Source organism: Actinomadura sp. NPDC000600 (genome assembly GCF_040492135.1).
Classification (GTDB): domain Bacteria; phylum Actinomycetota; class Actinomycetes; order Streptosporangiales; family Streptosporangiaceae; genus Spirillospora.
This window is the reverse complement of the sequence record NZ_JBEUPD010000013.1, coordinates 164,593-181,049: the sequence shown is the minus strand read 5'-3', so window position 1 is coordinate 181,049 and position 16,457 is coordinate 164,593. Positions and strand designations below refer to the sequence as shown.

General features: G+C 73.2%; 15 protein-coding genes. 9 read left to right on the top strand and 6 right to left on the bottom strand.

Features of this window, described 5'->3' with window-relative positions:
- Positions 1-159: 159 nt before the first annotated feature.
- Genes ABWI07_RS20715 through ABWI07_RS20675 form a run of 9 tightly spaced genes read left to right on the top strand, consistent with a single transcriptional unit; the run spans position 160 to position 9,143 of the window.
- Positions 160-1,278 (top strand): exonuclease/endonuclease/phosphatase family protein, encoded by a 1,119-nt coding sequence (locus ABWI07_RS20715; protein ID WP_353819519.1) that lies wholly within the window; start codon positions 160-162, stop codon positions 1,276-1,278.
- Entirely contained in the window at positions 1,275-2,225 is a 951-nt protein-coding gene (locus tag ABWI07_RS20710) for a DUF6772 family protein (protein WP_353819518.1), read from the top strand. The genes ABWI07_RS20715 and ABWI07_RS20710 overlap by 4 nt, the downstream gene beginning before the upstream one ends.
- A 14-nt stretch (positions 2,226-2,239) precedes the next feature.
- A complete protein-coding gene (locus ABWI07_RS20705) occupies positions 2,240-2,578 on the top strand; it encodes a hypothetical protein (RefSeq protein ID WP_353819517.1) in 339 nt (112 codons plus the stop codon).
- 11 nt (positions 2,579-2,589) lie between these two features.
- Positions 2,590-4,104, top strand: a complete 1,515-nt coding sequence (locus ABWI07_RS20700) for an ABC transporter substrate-binding protein (RefSeq protein ID WP_353819516.1) — start codon at positions 2,590-2,592, stop codon at positions 4,102-4,104.
- Complete coding sequence (locus ABWI07_RS20695) at positions 4,101-5,162, top strand: LacI family DNA-binding transcriptional regulator (protein ID WP_353819515.1); 1,062 nt, start codon at positions 4,101-4,103, stop codon at positions 5,160-5,162. Before ABWI07_RS20700 ends, ABWI07_RS20695 begins: the two co-directional genes overlap by 4 nt.
- On the top strand, positions 5,162-6,088 hold the full coding sequence (locus tag ABWI07_RS20690; protein WP_353819514.1) for an ABC transporter permease: 927 nt from the start codon (positions 5,162-5,164) through the stop codon (positions 6,086-6,088). Before ABWI07_RS20695 ends, ABWI07_RS20690 begins: the two co-directional genes overlap by 1 nt.
- 49 nt (positions 6,089-6,137) lie before the next feature.
- Positions 6,138-7,016: an ABC transporter permease gene (locus tag ABWI07_RS20685; RefSeq protein WP_353819513.1), complete on the top strand. Its 879-nt coding sequence runs from the start codon at positions 6,138-6,140 to the stop codon at positions 7,014-7,016.
- A 25-nt stretch (positions 7,017-7,041) separates the two neighbouring features.
- Positions 7,042-8,076: an ABC transporter ATP-binding protein gene (locus ABWI07_RS20680; protein ID WP_353819512.1), complete on the top strand. Its 1,035-nt coding sequence runs from the start codon at positions 7,042-7,044 to the stop codon at positions 8,074-8,076.
- Complete coding sequence (locus tag ABWI07_RS20675) at positions 8,073-9,143, top strand: ABC transporter ATP-binding protein (RefSeq protein ID WP_353819511.1); 1,071 nt, start codon at positions 8,073-8,075, stop codon at positions 9,141-9,143. The genes ABWI07_RS20680 and ABWI07_RS20675 overlap by 4 nt, the downstream gene beginning before the upstream one ends.
- Here the strand turns inward: ABWI07_RS20675 and ABWI07_RS20670 are convergent.
- The 6 genes from ABWI07_RS20670 to ABWI07_RS20645 form a co-directional block, all read right to left on the bottom strand.
- Positions 9,128-9,523, bottom strand: a complete 396-nt coding sequence (locus ABWI07_RS20670) for a phosphomannose isomerase type II C-terminal cupin domain (RefSeq protein ID WP_235036696.1) — start codon at positions 9,521-9,523, stop codon at positions 9,128-9,130. The genes ABWI07_RS20675 and ABWI07_RS20670 overlap by 16 nt on opposite strands.
- On the bottom strand, positions 9,520-10,176 hold the full coding sequence (locus ABWI07_RS20665) for a TetR family transcriptional regulator (RefSeq protein ID WP_353819510.1): 657 nt from the start codon (positions 10,174-10,176) through the stop codon (positions 9,520-9,522). Before ABWI07_RS20665 ends, ABWI07_RS20670 begins: the two co-directional genes overlap by 4 nt.
- 125 nt (positions 10,177-10,301) lie before the next feature.
- Entirely contained in the window at positions 10,302-13,196 is a 2,895-nt protein-coding gene (locus tag ABWI07_RS20660) for a M36 family metallopeptidase (protein ID WP_353819509.1), read from the bottom strand.
- A 335-nt stretch (positions 13,197-13,531) separates the two neighbouring features.
- A complete protein-coding gene (locus ABWI07_RS20655; protein ID WP_149258656.1) occupies positions 13,532-14,278 on the bottom strand; it encodes an ATP-binding cassette domain-containing protein in 747 nt (248 codons plus the stop codon).
- On the bottom strand, positions 14,275-15,306 hold the full coding sequence (locus ABWI07_RS20650) for an ABC transporter permease (RefSeq protein WP_200841790.1): 1,032 nt from the start codon (positions 15,304-15,306) through the stop codon (positions 14,275-14,277). The genes ABWI07_RS20655 and ABWI07_RS20650 overlap by 4 nt, the downstream gene beginning before the upstream one ends.
- A 16-nt stretch (positions 15,307-15,322) precedes the next feature.
- Complete coding sequence (locus tag ABWI07_RS20645; protein ID WP_149258657.1) at positions 15,323-16,456, bottom strand: sugar ABC transporter substrate-binding protein; 1,134 nt, start codon at positions 16,454-16,456, stop codon at positions 15,323-15,325.
- Position 16,457: the final 1 nt, after the last annotated feature.

The following is a 16,457-nucleotide window of genomic DNA, read 5'->3' as shown; positions in this document are numbered from 1 at the left end:
CCACGGGCCGGGCACGGCGACGGCCCGGTCGTCCGCTCACGCGGACGGCCGGGTCGTCTTCGTTTCGGCTCTTGACAGCTGGAGGGGTGAACAATCATGGTGTGTGAACGATCACGTTAACGTTAATGTGACGCCCCCGACAATGGAAGGGCCCCTCGCATGCGGACCCCGCGTCCCCCCGCCCGTCCCCCCGCCCCGCCACTCGCCGCCCTGACCGCCGCCCTCGCCGCCGCGGCCCTCCTCGTCCCCGCCGCGAGCGCGCACGCGGCCGAGGGCCCCCGCGCGCACCGCAAGCTCGACCTGCGGATCGCGACCTACAACACCTGCGGGCACGGGTGCCTGCCGACCAAGCAGGCCTGCGTCGACACCATCGGCCGCGACTGCGCCACCAAGCTCGAGCCCTGGGCCGACGGGCGCGCCGCGCGGGTCGCCGACGACATCGTCCGGGCACGCGCCGGGGTCGTCGTCACCCAGGAGATCGGCAACAACGCCACCCCGACGCAGCCCGGCGTGGACGTGGAGTCGTTCCGCGCGCCGCTGACGGAGGCGATGCGCGCCCGCGGCTACGCCGAGGCGCCCGCCGACTACGCGGGCACCAGGCACCCGCAGGAGGGCTACCCGCTGAAGTCCGGCGCCGGGCGCTTCACCTACTACGACGCCCGCCGGTTCTCCCACCTGGACGAGCGCGGCCGGCCGCTCCCCCACGACCTGCTGTGGCTGCCGGACTCCACCGAGATCTACGGCAAGACGATGACCTGGAACACCCTGCGCGACCTGCGCACCGGGTTGCGGTTCGTGGTCGTCGACATGCACCTGGAGTACCGCAAGAACGGCGCCACCGACCCCAACGGCTGGACCAAGAACTGGGACGAGGTCCGCTACCTCGACGCGCGCCGGACGGCCGAGTACCTCACCCGGGACAACGCCCACACCCGGCGGCTGCCGATCGTGTTCGCCGGGGACATGAACTCCGCCTCGAAGGAGGACGGCCACAGCGCCTACGACGCGTTCTCCGACGCCGGCTACGCCGACTCGTTCGAGGCCGCGCCCGCGAACCGCCGCACCGGCGCCGAGTACGCCTCGTTCAACGGCGGGAAGATCCCGCTGCCGAGGTCCGCGGACAAGATCGACCACATCTTCGTCCGGAACGGCGCGCGCGTCCTGCAGTGGACGCTCGTCCCGCAGACCACCGCCCAGGCCGGCGAGCCCCGCGACCTGCTGCGGTCCGACCACAACATGGTGCACGCCACCGTGCGGATTCAGGAGCCCACCCGATGACCGTCCCCGCGAGCGAGCGGTCCCTGGCCGACCACCTGCGCCGGGCCGACCCCGCCCTGTCGCGCTTCAACCCGCTGGACCGGATCCTCGTCCACGACGACTTCAACTCCGGCACGCACGGCTGGATCGAGCTGCTCGGCAACTACGACGGGCACGGAAACCTTGACACCGTCGACGACCACATGCGCGACTTCCGGCCGCCGCAGCTCAGCTCCTGCAACTTCTTCGACGTCGGCACGCACGGCGCGATGTCCGGGACGTACGCGCTGAAGGTCGCGACGCGCCCGCTGGCCGGGCACACCGGCGTCGCGATCCGGCGGCTCACGATGGCCGGGCGGGGGCGCGTGCAGTTCGAGGCGTACCTGACGTTCAAGACCGAGGCGGCGTCGGAGGAGAACCAGGCGGCGCACAAGGCGGGCGCCGGGGAGTGGGACGCGAACCTGCACCCGTCCGAGCAGCAGTTCGGCGCGTTCACCATCGCGACCGACATCTGCGACGGCGTCCGCTACCACTGCGTCGCCCGGTACCTCAACACCGACCTGGAGAACCGGCTGCGGCGCGAGTGGGTGTACCCGACGGTGCCCGAGCCGACCCCGCGCGAGCACTTCGAAGGCAAGATCAAGCTGCCGCCGACCGCGGACTTCACCGCCCCGGACCCGGACCACTGGAAGCCGTTCGGCGGCCCGCAGGAGCTCTGCTACAACGAGGTGCCGACCAAGGTGAACTGGCACTACGTGCGCTGGCTCATCGACACCGGCACGCGCTCGAACATCGAGCTGCAGGTCAACGACACCGTCTACGACATGCGCGACGTGCCGGTGCCGCCGTACGAGGAGGAGTACGGCTCCCTGCGGAACCTTCTGAACTTCTACGTCTCGGTCAGGACGCACACCGACGTGCGCAACTTCCTGTACCTGGACTCCGTCCTGATCTCGGTCGACTGGTGAGGAGCCCCCTGAGCATGCGCGAGTCGTTCACGGCGGTCCTGGAACGCAACCGCACCCTCGCGGGCGCCTTCACGACCGAGCCGTACGAGGCGGCGTGGGCCGCGGAGGCCCGCTGGTTCGTCCGGACGCTGGAGCGGACCGGGACCGGCGCGCTGATGCGGGTCACCACGCAGGTCTCCCCCGACGGCCTGCACTGGTGCGACCTGGAGCCCGAGCGGGAGGTGGCCGGCGACCTCGTCACCTGGGAGTCGTCCGGCTTCGGCGGCTGGCTGCGGCTGAAGGGCGCCGTCGAGGGCGACGCCGGCGGCGAGGCGTCGGCGAAGGTCATGATCTACCTCGCGCTGAAGAGCTGAGAGGAGCCGTCATGGACGTGCGCAGGCGCGAGTTCCTCGCCCTGACCGGCCTCGCCGCCTCCGCCGTGGCCCTCGGCGGCTGCGCGGCGCCGGGGGCTGCGGCCGCGCCGGACGGCTCGCTGCGCGCCGCGTTCGGGCAGCCGGTCACCGACCTCGACCCCTACAACGCGGGGACGGCGGTCGACGAGGCGTCGCTGATCGTCAAACGGCTGGTCTTCGACACGCTCGTCCGGTACGAGGGCGGGCGGCTCGCGCCGGGCCTCGCGACGTCGTGGCGGCGGACCGACGACACGACGTGGGTGTTCGACCTGCGGCCCGGCGTCCGCTTCCACGACGGCGGCGCGCTGACCGCGCGGGACGTCGTCGCCTGCGTGGAGCGCACCAAGGCCGTGAAGTCGGCGCAGTCGGCGCTGTGGGCCACGGTGAAGTCCGCGCGGGCCGACGGCGACCACCGGGTCGTGTTCGTGACGGACGGCCCGATGGGCACCCTGCCGGTGAACCTGACGCTGCTGTTCGTCGTGCCGGCCGGCCGCGTGGCCGACCCCGCCCAGAAGCGCCGCCCGGTGGGCTCGGGGCCGTTCCGCGTCACGGGGTTCACCCCGTCGACCAGCGTGGAGCTGGCCCGGTTCGACGGGTACTGGGGCGGCCGGGCCGGGACGCCCGGCATCTCGATGCCGTTCATCGCCGAGACCTCCAGCGCGATCACGGCGCTGCGCAACGGGGACGTCGACCTGCTGTGGCCCGTCCCGTCCGACCAGCTCGGCGAGGTGCGGGGGCGGCGCGGGGTCGGGGTGGAGACGGTGCCGAGCTGGACCTACTACCTCACGTGGTTCAACTGCGGGCGCAAGCCCTTCACCGACCCGCGGGTCCGGCGGGCGATGTGGCAGGCGCTGGACATGGAGGAGATCGTCGGGAGGCTGTTCGGCGCGGGCGCGGAGCGGATGCGCGCGCCGATCCCCTCGACCGTCTTCGGGTACGCCGAGCAGCCGCCGTACCGGCACGATCCGGGCGCGGCCCGCGCGGCGCTGCGCGACGCCGGGCTGGCCGGCGGCTTCGAGACCACGATGATGTGGTTCGACGCCACCGGCCCCCTCGCCCGGGAGCTGGCCCAGTCGATGATCTCGGCGTGGGCGCGGATCGGGGTGGAGGTCAGGCCGCAGAGCATCGAGAAGGCCCAGTGGCTCCAGCGCCTCAACTCCCTCGACTGGGACATGGAGCTGCAGACCAACACCGTGACGACCGGCGACGCCGCGTTCACCCTCGGCCGGCTGTACACCTCCAAGGCCGACCGGATGGGCTACAAGAACCCCGGGCTGGACGCGGTGCTCGCCGAGGCGGGCCAGGCCGCCGACCCGGAGCGGCGCGAGGAGCTGTACGGGCGGGCCTGCGAGACGATCTGGAACGACGCGGTCGGGATCTTCCCCGCCGCGCTCACCACCGCCTACGGGGTGCGGACCGGGCTCACCGGCTTCACCCCGGCCGCGAACAACCAGCCGGACCTGTCCACGGTCAGGAGGACCCCATGACACCCCGCCGCAGGGCCACCCTGCGGGACATCGCCGCCGCTCTCGACCTGTCGGTCAACACCGTGTCCCGCGCCCTCGCCGGCAAGGACGCGGTCAGCCCCGAGACCCGCGAGCGGGTCCGGGCCGAGGCCGAGCGCCTCGGGTACGTGCCGAACACGATGGCGCGGTCCCTGGTGCAGGGCAACGCGATGACCCTCGGGCTGGTCATCACCAACCCGTCCAACCCCTTCTACACGCGCCTGATCAGCTCGATCGAGGAGCGCGGCCGGGTCCGCGGCTACTCGCTGATGCTGATGGTCACCGAGGACAGCGTCGGCAACGAGCGCCGCGTCGTCGACGAGCTGATGCGCTGGGGCGTGGACGGCGTCCTCGCCGTGCCCGTCCAGCACGGCATCGACCACTGGGACCGGCTCCGCAAGTCGGGGACGCCCGTCGTCCTGCTCAACCGCGACCTGCCGGGGCTCGACACCGACCTCGTCGGCGTCGACTACTACGACAGCGCCCGGCGGGCCACCGAGCACCTCGTGGCCGGGGGCGCCCGCGACCTGTACCTGGTCGAGGAGGACCTGGACATCTCTCCCGTGGCGGAACGCGTCCGGGGGTTCCGGGCCGTGCTGGACGAGCACGGCATCGCGGTCCGCGACGACCACATGGTGAAGGTGCCGACCCGGCGCCGCGAGAGCAGTTCCCAGCCGTGGGACCCGGTCGACTCCTACGAGATCGGGCGGGACCTCGCCGCCCGCATCGAGCCGGGCGCCGCCGTCCTGGCCGGCAACGACTACTTCGCGCTCGGGGTGTACCGGGCGTTCACCGAGCACGGGCTGAGCATCCCCGGCGACGTCCGCGTCGCCGGGCACGGCGACCACCCGTTCGCCGCCTACCTCGCCCCGCCGCTCACCACCGTCCGGCTGCCGGCCGCGGACGTCGGCGCCACCGCGGTGGACCGGCTCCTCGAACGGATGTCGGGCGAGTCCGCCGCGGGCTCGCCGCGGCAGACCCTGCTGCCCGCGGAACTGGTCGTCCGCGACTCGTCGCGGCCCGCGAACGGAGGCGGCTGATGGGACGGTTCCTGCTGAGGCGCGCCGGGCAGGCCCTCATCGTGGCGTGGGGCGCCATCACGGTCGTGTTCCTCGTCGTCCGCGTCGTCCCCGGCGACCCCGCGACGCTGATCCTGGGGCCGGACGCCGGTCCCGCCCAGCTCGCCTCCGTCCGCGCCGACTTCGGGCTGGACGACCCGCTCTGGCGGCAGTACCTCGCGCACATGGGCGAGATCCTGCGCGGCGACTTCGGCGACTCGTGGCGGCTCGGCGGCGGCGCGATGGGCGCCGTCCTCGACCGGTTCCCCGCCACCCTGGCGCTCGCCGCGCTCGCGCTGGTCATCACCCTCGCCGCCGGCTACCCGCTCGGCATGCTGTGCGCGCGGCGGCCCGGCCGGATCCTCGACCTGCTGGTCTCCACGGGCTCGCTGGTCGGGCAGGCGGTGCCGTCCTTCTGGCTCGGCATCGTGCTGATCCTGCTGTTCGCCCGGCAGCTGAACTGGCTGCCGAGCACGGCGGGCGGCGGCCCGGAGGCGGTGATCCTGCCCTCGGTGACGCTGGCGCTCCCGTTCGTCGGGTGGCTGGCCCGGCTCGTCCGCAACGGCGCGCTGGAGGAGAGCGGCAAGGACTACGTCCGCACCGCCCGCGCCAAGGGCACCGGCGAGGGCGCCGTGATGTACGTGCACGTGGCGCGCAACATCGCGCTGCCCGTCGTCACCGTCCTCGGGCTGCTGATGGGCAACTTCATCGCCAACGCGGTCATCATCGAGGTCGTGTTCTCCTGGCCTGGCATCGGCTCGCTCATGGTGGACGCGATCACCAACCGCGACTACGCCGTCGTCGAGGCCGCGATCGTCACGATCACGGTTTCCTACATCGCGCTGAACCTCCTCGTGGACGTCCTGTGCGTCGCTCTTGATCCACGACTCACCCCGGAGAACGCATGAGCGCAGCGAACCAGGGGGCGTGGGGGATCGTCCCCCACAAGGAGGACGCATGAGTGCCATCGCTCCCGCCGCGATCCCGGTCCCCGCGGTCCGGCGGCGGAGGAGGCTGCCCGCGCGGGCGTGGGCGGGCCTCGGGATCGTCGGGCTGTTCGTCCTGGCGGCCGTGTTCGGGCCGATGCTGATGCCCTACGACCCGGTCGCGACGGACCTGCCGCACCGGCTGCTGGCGCCGGGGTCCCGGCTCGGGGACGGGTCGGTCGCCTGGCTCGGCACCGACCAGGTCGGGCGGGACCTGCTGACGACGCTGCTCGCCGGCAGCCGCGTGTCGCTGCTGGTCGGCGCCGCCACCGTGCTCATCGGCGGCGCGGTGGGCCTGGTGGCGGGCCTGGTGTCCGGCTACTTCGGCGGCTGGACCGACGCCGTCCTGTCCCGGTTCGGGGACGTGCAGCTGGCGTTCCCGTCGATCCTGCTCGCCATCCTCATCGCCGGGGTCCTCGGCCCGAGCGTCACCAACATCGTGATCACGCTGGCGGTGACCCGCTGGGTGATCTTCGCCCGGGTGGTGCGGGCGTCCGCGCTCGCGACGCGGGACCTGGAGTTCGTCGACTCGGCGCGGGTCCTCGGCGCGGGGCACGCGCGGATCCTGTTCCGGCACGTGCTGCCGTCGTGCTGGCAGCCGCTGCTGGTCGCGGCGACCGTGCAGATCGGCCTGGTCATGGTGGCGGAGGCGTCGCTGAGCTTCCTCGGCCTCGGCATCCCGCCTGACCAGGCGTCGTGGGGCGCGACCGTCTCGGCGGGCCGCGACTACCTCGGCTCGGCGTGGTGGATCTCCACGATGCCGGCGCTCGCGCTGGCCGCCGTCGTGACCGGCGTCGGCCTCGTCGGCGACGCCTTCCGCGACCTCACCGACCCGCGCTCCCAGCTCTGATGGCGCACATCCCATGGAGGCGCACATGACCGTTCCAGCCGTCGATCACGCGCACGCTCCGGCCGCCGGGGAGGTGGCCGCGGAGCTGCGCGACGTCCACATCGGCTTCCGCTCCGGGCGGCAGGTCACCCCGGTCGTGCGGGGCGTCGGCCTGCGGCTGCGGCGCGGCCGCGTCCTCGCCCTGGTCGGCGAGTCGGGCAGCGGCAAGAGCCTGACGTCGCTCGCGCTCATCGGGCTGCTCCCGCCCGGCGCGGAGGTCACGTCCGGCGCCGTCGTCCTGGACGGCGAGGACACGGCCGGGTTCTCCGCCCGGCGCTGGCGCGAGACGCGCGGCAGCCGCGTCGCGATGGTCTTCCAGGATCCGATGGCGGCGCTGAACCCCGGCTTCGCCGTCGGCGCCCAGATCGCCGAGCCCTTCCGGCGGCACCTCGGCCTCGGCCGGCGGGAGGCCCGGGAGCGGGCGGTCGCGCTCATGCGCGAGGTCGGGATCGCCGACGCCGAGGGCCGCTACGGCGACCACCCGCACGAGTTCTCCGGCGGCATGCGGCAGCGCGCGGTGATCGCGATGGCGCTGGCGCTCGGCCCGTCGGTCCTGCTCGCCGACGAGCCGACCACCGCGCTCGACGTCACCGTGCAGGCGCAGATCCTGCGGCTGCTCGCGCGGCGGCAGCGGGAGGCCGACCTCGCGACGCTGCTGGTCTCGCACGACCTCGGCGTCGTGGCGCGGGTCGCGCAGGACGTCGCGGTCATGTACGCCGGGCGGATCGTGGAGCGCGGCCCGCTGGACGCCGTCTACACGCGTCCCGCCCACCCGTACACGCTCGGGCTGCTGGAGGCCGTGCCGGACGCCGGCTCGGGCGGGCGCCTCAAGCCGATCGAGGGCGTCCCGCCGGACCCGCGGCACCGGCCCGGCGGCTGCGCCTTCCACCCGCGCTGCCCGTTCGCGACCGAGAGGTGCCGCACCGACGACCCGCCGCTCACCGAGGACGGCGACCGCGCCGTCGCCTGCCACCACTCCGCGGAGGTCGTCGCCTCCCGGCCCAGCGAGGAGCCCCGATGACGGCCACCGCCCAGGACACCGAGGTCGTGCTCAAGGTCAGCGGCCTGGAGGCGGGGTACGAGCGCACCGGCCGTCACGGGTTCGGGCGGCGGCGGGTGCCCGTCGTCGCCGGGATCGACCTGGCCGTCCGGGCGGGACGGACGCTCGGGGTCGTCGGCGAGTCCGGCTGCGGGAAGTCGACGCTGGCGCGGGCCGTGGTCGGGCTGCGCCCCGCGTTCGCCGGGTCGATCGAGTTCGCGGGCGCGGACCTGGCGTCGGTGCCCGCCCGGCGGCGCCGCAGGATGAGCCGCGACCTGCAGATGGTGTTCCAGGACCCCTACACCTCGCTGAACCCGCGGATGACCGTCGCCGCCGTGATCGCCGAGGGCTGGCGCGTCCATCCCGGGATCGTGCCGCGCGACCGGGAGGACGCCGAGGTCGCGCGGCTGCTCGCCCTCGTCGGGCTCAGCCCCGAGCACGGGCCGCGCCACCTGCACCAGCTGTCGGGCGGCCAGTGCCAGCGGGTGGCGATCGCCCGCGCCCTGGCGCTGCGGCCGAAGCTCCTGGTGTGCGACGAGGCCGTGTCCGCGCTGGACGTGTCGGTCCGCGCGCAGATCCTCAACCTGATGGCCGACCTGCAGGCCGAACTGGGCGTGGCGTACCTGTTCATCTCCCACGACCTGGACGTGGTCCGGCACATCGCCCACGACGTCGCCGTCATGTACCTCGGGACGGTCGTGGAGCAGGGCCCGGCCGCCGAGGTGTTCGGCGACCCGCAGCACCCCTACACGCGGGCGCTGCTGTCGGCGGCGCCGTCCGTCCGCGACCGGCCGGACGACGGCGCCGGGGAGATCGTGCTGCGCGGGGAGGTGCCGTCCCCGGCCGAGCCGCCGAGCGGGTGCCGGTTCCGCACCCGCTGCTACATGGCGGCCGACGTCTGCGAGCGGGAGACGCCGGCGCTCGTCCCGCGGGGCGGGCCGCCCCAGGCGGTCGCCTGCCATTTCGCCGACGGCGCCGGGACCACGGCCCCGCCCCGGGAAGGGTCGGAGCCGGACGGGCGGGCCGGGACGGATCATGCGCGGCCGTAGGCGTCCTCGAGGCGCTCGATGTCGTCCTCGTCGAACCGGCCGAAGGCGATCTCCATGACGCGCACGGCCGGGCCGTCCGAGCCGAGCCGGTGGGTGTCCCCGGCGCGGATCAGCACCCGCTCCCCCACCTCCGGCAGGATGCGGCGCCCGGCCACCTCGAACACCGCGCCGGGGTCGAGCGCGACCCACAGCTCGTCGCGGTCCCGGTGCCGCTGCAGGCTGAGCCGCTGCCCCGGCTCCACGTGGATGATTTTCACGGTGGACGGCTCGTTGAGCGTGAAGCGCTCGAAGCGCCCCCAGGGGCGCCGCTCGGTCCGCACGTCGGGCTCGGGCCGCGCCTCGCTCTGCGCCTGGGTCTGCACGTCGGTCTGCACGGTCACCTCGGGAATCGTGGGTCGTCGGACAACTGGGGGCCGCGGGCCTCGGACGCGGCGGCGGGCAGCCCGCCGAGGACGAGGTCGACGAGGCCGTCCACGACGGCCTCGCGCGGCACGTCGTCGGAGTGGTCGAGCCACCAGTCGCCGGCCGTCTGCACCATGCCGACGATCGCGTGCCCCCACACGTAGGCGCGGGTGCGGTCCGCCATCTCGCCCTCGGCGATCATCACCTCGGCCAGCTCCCGGCTCACGTCCCGGATCATGGTGCTCATCGCGCTGTGCGTGGCCGTGTCCTCGGCGCTCGCCCGGTGCATGAGGAACCGGTAGAGGTTGAGGTTCTTGGAGATCGTCGCCAGGTAGGTGTCGATGGTGGAGCGGGTGCGGTCGCGGATCGGGTCGCCGCGGGAGAACTCGTCCCGGATCCCCTCGATCAGCTTGCGCGTGTGCCGCTCGGCCAGCGCCTGGTAGAGGCCGCTCTTGTCGCCGAAGTGGCGGTACAGGATCGGCTTGCTGATCCCGGCCTCCGCGGCGATCGCGGCCATGGACGCCTCGGGCCCCTCCCGCTGGATGACCCGGTCGGCGGCCTCCAGCAGGGCGCGGCGGCGGCCGGGATCACGCCGTGATCCGGGCCCCGGCCGGCCCGCCGTACTCGTCATGGACAGCACGGTATCCGGGGGTGTTACCCGGTGACAACACCGGCTGGCCTGGGCGGTGAGGCACACCCGCCGGGCAGGGCGAAGCGGGGGGCGGATGTCCTCCGCCCCCCGCCTGGCCGGTCCGCCTACCGGGCGAACGCCTGGAGCTCGGCGGCCCGGACGATCCCCGCCCTCGGGCTCGCGGTGGCGCAGTCGGTGCCGGAGCGCGGGTCGTTGTCCTGCTCACCCGCGTAGGTCGGCGCGCCGGTGCACTGGCTGGAGACCACCTCGAACCGCAGGTGCGTCGCGGTGACGTCCCGCAGGTCGAACGAGCGCATGATCAGGTCGGGTGCCGTGGGCCGCGGCCGGTCGGCCGGGAAGGCGTCGGACGGGCTGGTGTAGACGGTGCGGTACGAGGCCGCCTGAGCGCAGTCGGCCTTGGAGGCGTCGCAGGCCAGCAGCCGGAAGGCGCGCAGCGCCGTGAACCGGTTCTGCGTGCCGCCCGCGCCCTCCGGGTCGTCCGCCACCGACGGCCGCAGCATCGCGCTGACCTGCACCCGGCCGACCCTGACCGGACGGTCGCCGGCGAGGTCGACGGTGACCTGGCGCCCGGCGACGGGGGCCGTCACCGACTGCCAGTTGGTCGCCTCCGTCTCGTCCAGCAGCGCGGCCTGGGACGCGCCGTCGCCGGTCGCCGTCGCGCCGTTGGCGCCCGCGGCCTCGTTGCGGGACATCACGACCGGCAGGGTCCGCTGGGACGCGCCGATCGAGGCGGTGAACCTGCGGTGCCCGAAGCCCGCGCCCACCGCGACGAAGGAGTACCGGCCCGGGGTGAGCGCGACGGTGTCGCCGAGCGGGGTCGCCGGGTCGGTGTCGGCGACGGGGACCGCGCGGGCCTCGTAGTCGCCCACGTACAGGCGGACCTTGCCTCCCTTGGCGTCCCCGAGCGGCGTGAGCCGCACCTGGGCGTTGCGCGACAGGGGCGAGGCGAAGCTCGGCGTCGCGTCGGCGTCGGCGGGGCCGTTGCTGGCGGCGTCCTTGCCGAGGCCGTGCTCGGCGAAGACCTTCCACATCATCTCGTGGTCCTTGCCGCCGAAGCGCATGGTGTCGGCGGCCAGCAGGGCGTTGCGGTGGTCGACGTAGCTGACGGCGCCGCCGGCCATGAGCAGCAGCGCGTCGAACGACACCTGCGCCCACCGCCGGTTGCCGGGGCACTTCGCGACCGGCACGGCCCCGTCGGCGCACTTGCGCTGGAGCGCGTCGCTCCCGGCGCCGTACCGGCGGACGAACGCCTGGCGCAGGTCGAACTGGGTCGCGGTCCAGATCTCGCCGTCGGCGTGGACCTGGGTGCCGACCAGGTCGTAGCCGAGGTCGGCGTAGTTCAGCGGGCTCCGGCTCATGTCGTAGTTGCGGATCCCGGCACGCCGGTCGCCGGTGACGTACCCGCCGACGACGTACGGCGTCTCGCCGGGCTGGCGCAGCCCGTACTCGTTGAGGTACTCCATGGCGAACAGGTCGGAGGTGCTCTCGTTCATCGCGCCCGCCTGCGGCCCGCTCCACCCGGCGTCCGGCCCGGCGATCATGCGCCCGGAGATGGCGTGGGTGTACTCGTGCCCGATGACGCTCATGTCGAAGTCGCCGTCGGTGCAGGGCGGGTAGAACGAGCCCGCGACCGGCTGCCACAGGTACATGTTGGTGATCGCGGGGGTCCCGTCCGGCGGCGTGATCTGGTTGGCGTTGTCGCGGACGGTCGGGAACCGCGCCCCGGCCTGCGCGTTGCCCTGCTCGGGGTCGCCGCCCCGCCCGCCGCGCTCACCGTTGTCGGCCTGCATGTTCCAGGCCGACTCGGTGAAGCCGAGCCGGTAGGACCAGTCGTGCATGCGGTTGTGCTGGACGAACAGGTTCGAGATGGCCGCTTCCAGGTCCGCTTCCTGCGGGCTGTCCAGCGTCGCGGGGTCGCACTTGCTCGTGTGCCACTGGTTGGTCCACGGATAGGTGTAGTTCCGGTCGGGCCTGGGAGCGCTGGTGCGGGTCCCGACCGTGAAGGGATCACTGCTCGCGCGGTTCTCGTACGTCCTCGCCGAGTTGCCGACGCTGGTCGTGCTGGACGCGCCGGTCGCGGGGTCGACGTCCCAGGGACGTCCGCTGGAGGGGTCGCCCCCGACGGGGGCGCACCCCGCCGCGGGGGCGAAGCACCAGGTCTGCCTGGTGTCGCGGGACGAGTAGTCGCCGGACGGGGTCGCCGGGAACACCGCCCAGCGCGGGTTGTCGCTGTCGTGGTCGACGAGGTTCTCCCGCACGAGCACCGAGCCGGTCCGGGCGTCGACGTAGGAGGTGACGGCCTTCGGCTCGGCGCCGGAGCCGTCGATGAGGGTGACCTGGTAGGCGCTGCGGACGCCCTCGGCGGTGGGCACCGCGACGAGCCGCGCCTTGCGCGGGTCGCCGGCCGACGCCCTGATGCCCGCGTCCCGCCCGGCCGCGGCCACCGCGTCCTTCTGGGAGAGCGTGGCGGGCGCCGGGGCGGCGCCGTCCCGGGACAGGGTCGAGGTGACCGAGACGACCTCGCCGCCGGACACGCCGACCGCCACCAGCCCGTCGTAGCCGGCGGGCAGGCCGCCGAACCGCTGGCGCAGCAGCACGGCCGCGCCCTCACCGATCGGGTTGACGGCGACCTTCTCCAGCGCGCCGACGGCGGCGGCGTCGAGGCCGAACAGGTCCCGGTGGCCGGCCAGGTACGCGCGGGCGGCCTTCTCCGGGTCGCCGGGCAGGCCGCCGGCCAGCGGTCCCGCGCCGGTCACCGAGGCGGGGGTGCCGAGCCTGTTCCACCGCACGGTCACGCCGCGGGCCGCGTCCACCTGGCGGCCCGTCGGGGCGAGGCGCCCGGGCCGCGCGTCCTTGTCGGGGAGTTCGGCGTGCTCCCCGGGCGCCTTCGGGCGGGGAGGCGGCGGTTCGGCTCGTCCGGGGACCGCGAGGCCGACTGTGAGGAGTGTTCCGGTGGCCGCCAGCGCGGTCGCCGCGGTCCAGCGTTTCCTGGGCACCATTGCCTCCTGGAGGCGGGCCGGAGGGCCCGGTCTCGGGGGGATCGGCCGGAGGGGTCGCCCGGCCGATCTAGAGACAAGCAGCGCCTACGCCACTCAACTATGGCGAATCACGACATTTACCAACTGCCACCGCGCAGCGTTCTTCGCCCTTGACACCGCCGGTTCCCCTTGAGCCCCACGTGGGACGCCCCGCGCATCTCCGGGCGGCCGCCGCGCGACCGTCCGCCCAGGTGACCACGGCTGGCCACCGCCCCGCACCGGACCCTCGCGCTCGCCGCCGGGACATGCGGCGCGGACGCCTTCGGGCCGGACCGGGCGGCCCGGCCCGAAGGCGCCTACAGCCCGCGGCTGCGGCGGTAGTCGGCCACGACCAGGTCGGTCAGCTCCTGGAGGGACGTCTCCGACGTGGGCTTGTCGAAGGCGATCCGGCCGTGCTGCAGGAGGTTGACCCGGTCGCAGACGTCCAGGACCTGGGCATAGTTGTGCGCGATGATGATGATCGAGACCTCGCCGCGCTCCTTGAGGTCGCGGACCAGGTCGAGGATCATCGTGCCCTCCTTGGCGCCCATCGCGGCCAGCGGCTCGTCGAGCAGCAGGATCCGGGCGTCGGAGTACACCGAGCGGGCGACCGCGATGGCCTGCCGCTGGCCGCCGGACAGCTTGGCGACCTCGACGTCCACCGACGGGATCCGCACCCCCATGTCCGCGAGGTGCTCGGCGGCGCGCCGGCGCATCGCGCGGTTGCTGAGCAGCGGCCAGCGCACCAGCTCCCGGTTGAGGAACATGTTGTGGTAGACGCTGAGCTCGTTGACCAGGGCGAGGTCCTGGTAGACGGTGTCGACGCCGAGCGAGCGGGCGTGGTCCACCGAGCGCAGGCTCACCTCGGTGCCGTCGATGAGGATGCGGCCGGTGTCCGGACGCTGGAAACCACTGATGATCTTGATGAGGGTGGACTTGCCGGCGCCGTTGTCGCCGATCAGGCCGAGCACCTCGCCCTTGCCCAGGCGCAGCGTGACGTCGGCGAGGGCCTCCACGCCGCCGAAGCGTTTGCCGATGTTCTCCACCCGCAGCGCGTCGCTCATGAGCGCCCCGCCCTTCGCAGCCGGGCCAGGTGGACGTTCAGCACCATCGAGATGATGATCGCCGACCCGAGGATGATGTTGAACGGGTTCGCGCTGATCCCAATGAGGTTGAAGCCGTTCTGCATCTCGGCCAGCACCAGCGCGCCGAGCAGCGCGCCGATGACGGTGCCCGAGCCGCCGGCCAGGGCGGTGCCGCCGATGACCGCGGCCGACACCGCGATGAACATCGCGTTCGCCCCGCCCGAGCTCGGGTCGATGGACCCGACCCGGAAGGCCTCCAGGATGCCGGCGAAGGCGCCGAGCGCCCCGGTGAGCATGAAGTTGCCGATCTTGACCCGGCCGGTGCGGATGCCCGCCTCGGCGGCGCCGAGCGGGTTCCCGCCGGTCGCGACCGTGTGCAGGCCCCACCGCGTGCGGGTGAGCACCAGGTGGAAGAAGACGACGATCAGCAGGCACCAGGTCAGCTCGGCCCAGGGGGCGCGCCCGAACCAGCCCGCCAGGCCCTCCGCCGCTTCGGGTATCTGCGCCGGGTACGCGTGCGAGGTGGTGAGCATGATGCCCTGGACCAGGAACATCGAGCCCAGCGTGGCGACGAACGATGGGACCCTCAAGACGACCGTCACCAGCCCGTTGCCCAGTCCGATGAGCGCGCCGGCCAGGATCGCCAGCACGATCGCGATGATCGGGTAGACGCCGGAGAAGTCGACCATGTAGTGCATGAGGAAGGGCGCCAGCGCGAAGACCATCCCGACCGACAGGTCGATCTCGCCGCTGACGAGCAGGAACACCTCGCCGACCGCGATGATGGCGTAGGGCGCGGTGCCCTGGGACACGTTGACCAGGTTGTCGTGGCTCAGGAAGACCGACTTGGCGGTCTGGAAGTAGATCAGCAGTCCGAGCGCCACCAGGAGGATGGTCGCCTCCCGGCGGCGGAGGAAAGCGTCGGTGGCGAGGGCGGGCAGCCCCCGGGCACGCCGCGGTGGCGTGCCCGGGGTCGCCGCCTTGTCCCGTACGGTGCTTTCGCTCACTCCGTGCTCCTTCTCGTCAGACGTGAGCGATGGGACCCGACCGCGACACCAGCTGCTGGGCCGTGCTGGAGCCCTCGTACCGGGTCTTGGTGGTGAGGTACGGGCCGACGTTCTCCTTGCTGACGAAGGTCAGGCCGGTGTTGGTCATCGGGGGGAAGACCAGGCCGCCGGACAGCTTGTAGAACCACAGGGCCATCACGGGCAGGAACCCCTGCAGGTAGGGCTGCTGGTCGATGGTGAAGTCCAGGTCCCCGGACTTGACTGCGCTCAGCGTGCCCGGGGTGAGGTCGAACCCGCCCGAGACCACGCCCTTGCTCTTCAGGCCGTACTTCTGCATGACCTTGCCGATGGCCTCGGTGGAACCGGCGTCCACCGCGAACATGCCCTTGATGTCCTTGTGGCCCTGGGCGTACGCGTCGACGGTCGAGAGCTCCTTGGGCACTTCGGCGCCGGTGGCCACCGAGGTGAACTTGATCGGCTTGCCGGAGGCCTTGATGGCGTCCTGCGCGCCGTCGATGCGCGGCTGGATGTTGAGCGAGCCCGGGGTGGCGATGAAGCCGACCGCGTCGCCCCCGGACATCAGCCCCGCGATCTTGGCGCCGAGCTGGTAGCCGGAGGTGTACAGGTCCTGGCCGATGTAGGAGAGCCGGCTGGTGCCGGGATCGTCCTTGGCGCCGTCGGCGTTGTAGGAGACCACCGGGATCCCGGCCTTCAGCGCGTTGTCCACCGGCTGCCGGAAGGCGGTCTTGTCCACCACGGCGACCGCGATCCCGTCGGCCTTGCCGGAGATGGCCGCGTTGGTGGCGCTGACCATCTCGGGGACCGCCGAGTTCTGCGAGCCCGTCCACTGGAACGAGGCGCCCAGCAGGGCGCAGGCGTCCTGCGCGCCGTACTGCGTCGGCGTGAAGAACGGGTTCGTCGTGACGTGGTTGATGAACACGAACTTCCAGTTCGGCGTCTTCGGGAACTGCCCGGGCCCGCCACTGCCCGAGCCCGAGCTCTTGTTGTCCGAGGAGCAGGCGGCCAGCAGCGCCGACGCCGCCGCCGTCGCGCTGACCAGGCCGGCGCCGCTCAGGAGCCGGCGCCGGGTGGGCTCGGGCAGGCCGAGGGTGTCGACGGCCTCTTCGACCGCGGGATCGATGCGCGTCATG

Bases quoted from the DNA above. Each gene is read 5' to 3' on its own strand.
- ABWI07_RS20715 (WP_353819519.1), top strand. From the start codon at position 160: ATGCGGACCCCGCGTCCCCCCGCCCGTCCCCCCGCCCCGCCACTCGCC.
- ABWI07_RS20710 (WP_353819518.1), top strand. From the start codon at position 1,275: ATGACCGTCCCCGCGAGCGAGCGGTCCCTGGCCGACCACCTGCGCCGG.
- ABWI07_RS20705 (WP_353819517.1), top strand. From the start codon at position 2,240: ATGCGCGAGTCGTTCACGGCGGTCCTGGAACGCAACCGCACCCTCGCG.
- ABWI07_RS20700 (WP_353819516.1), top strand. From the start codon at position 2,590: ATGGACGTGCGCAGGCGCGAGTTCCTCGCCCTGACCGGCCTCGCCGCC.
- ABWI07_RS20695 (WP_353819515.1), top strand. From the start codon at position 4,101: ATGACACCCCGCCGCAGGGCCACCCTGCGGGACATCGCCGCCGCTCTC.
- ABWI07_RS20690 (WP_353819514.1), top strand. From the start codon at position 5,162: ATGGGACGGTTCCTGCTGAGGCGCGCCGGGCAGGCCCTCATCGTGGCG.
- ABWI07_RS20685 (WP_353819513.1), top strand. From the start codon at position 6,138: ATGAGTGCCATCGCTCCCGCCGCGATCCCGGTCCCCGCGGTCCGGCGG.
- ABWI07_RS20680 (WP_353819512.1), top strand. From the start codon at position 7,042: ATGACCGTTCCAGCCGTCGATCACGCGCACGCTCCGGCCGCCGGGGAG.
- ABWI07_RS20675 (WP_353819511.1), top strand. From the start codon at position 8,073: ATGACGGCCACCGCCCAGGACACCGAGGTCGTGCTCAAGGTCAGCGGC.
- ABWI07_RS20665 (WP_353819510.1), bottom strand. From the start codon at position 10,176: ATGACGAGTACGGCGGGCCGGCCGGGGCCCGGATCACGGCGTGATCCC.
- ABWI07_RS20660 (WP_353819509.1), bottom strand. From the start codon at position 13,196: ATGGTGCCCAGGAAACGCTGGACCGCGGCGACCGCGCTGGCGGCCACC.
- ABWI07_RS20655 (WP_149258656.1), bottom strand. From the start codon at position 14,278: ATGAGCGACGCGCTGCGGGTGGAGAACATCGGCAAACGCTTCGGCGGC.
- ABWI07_RS20645 (WP_149258657.1), bottom strand. From the start codon at position 16,456: ATGACGCGCATCGATCCCGCGGTCGAAGAGGCCGTCGACACCCTCGGC.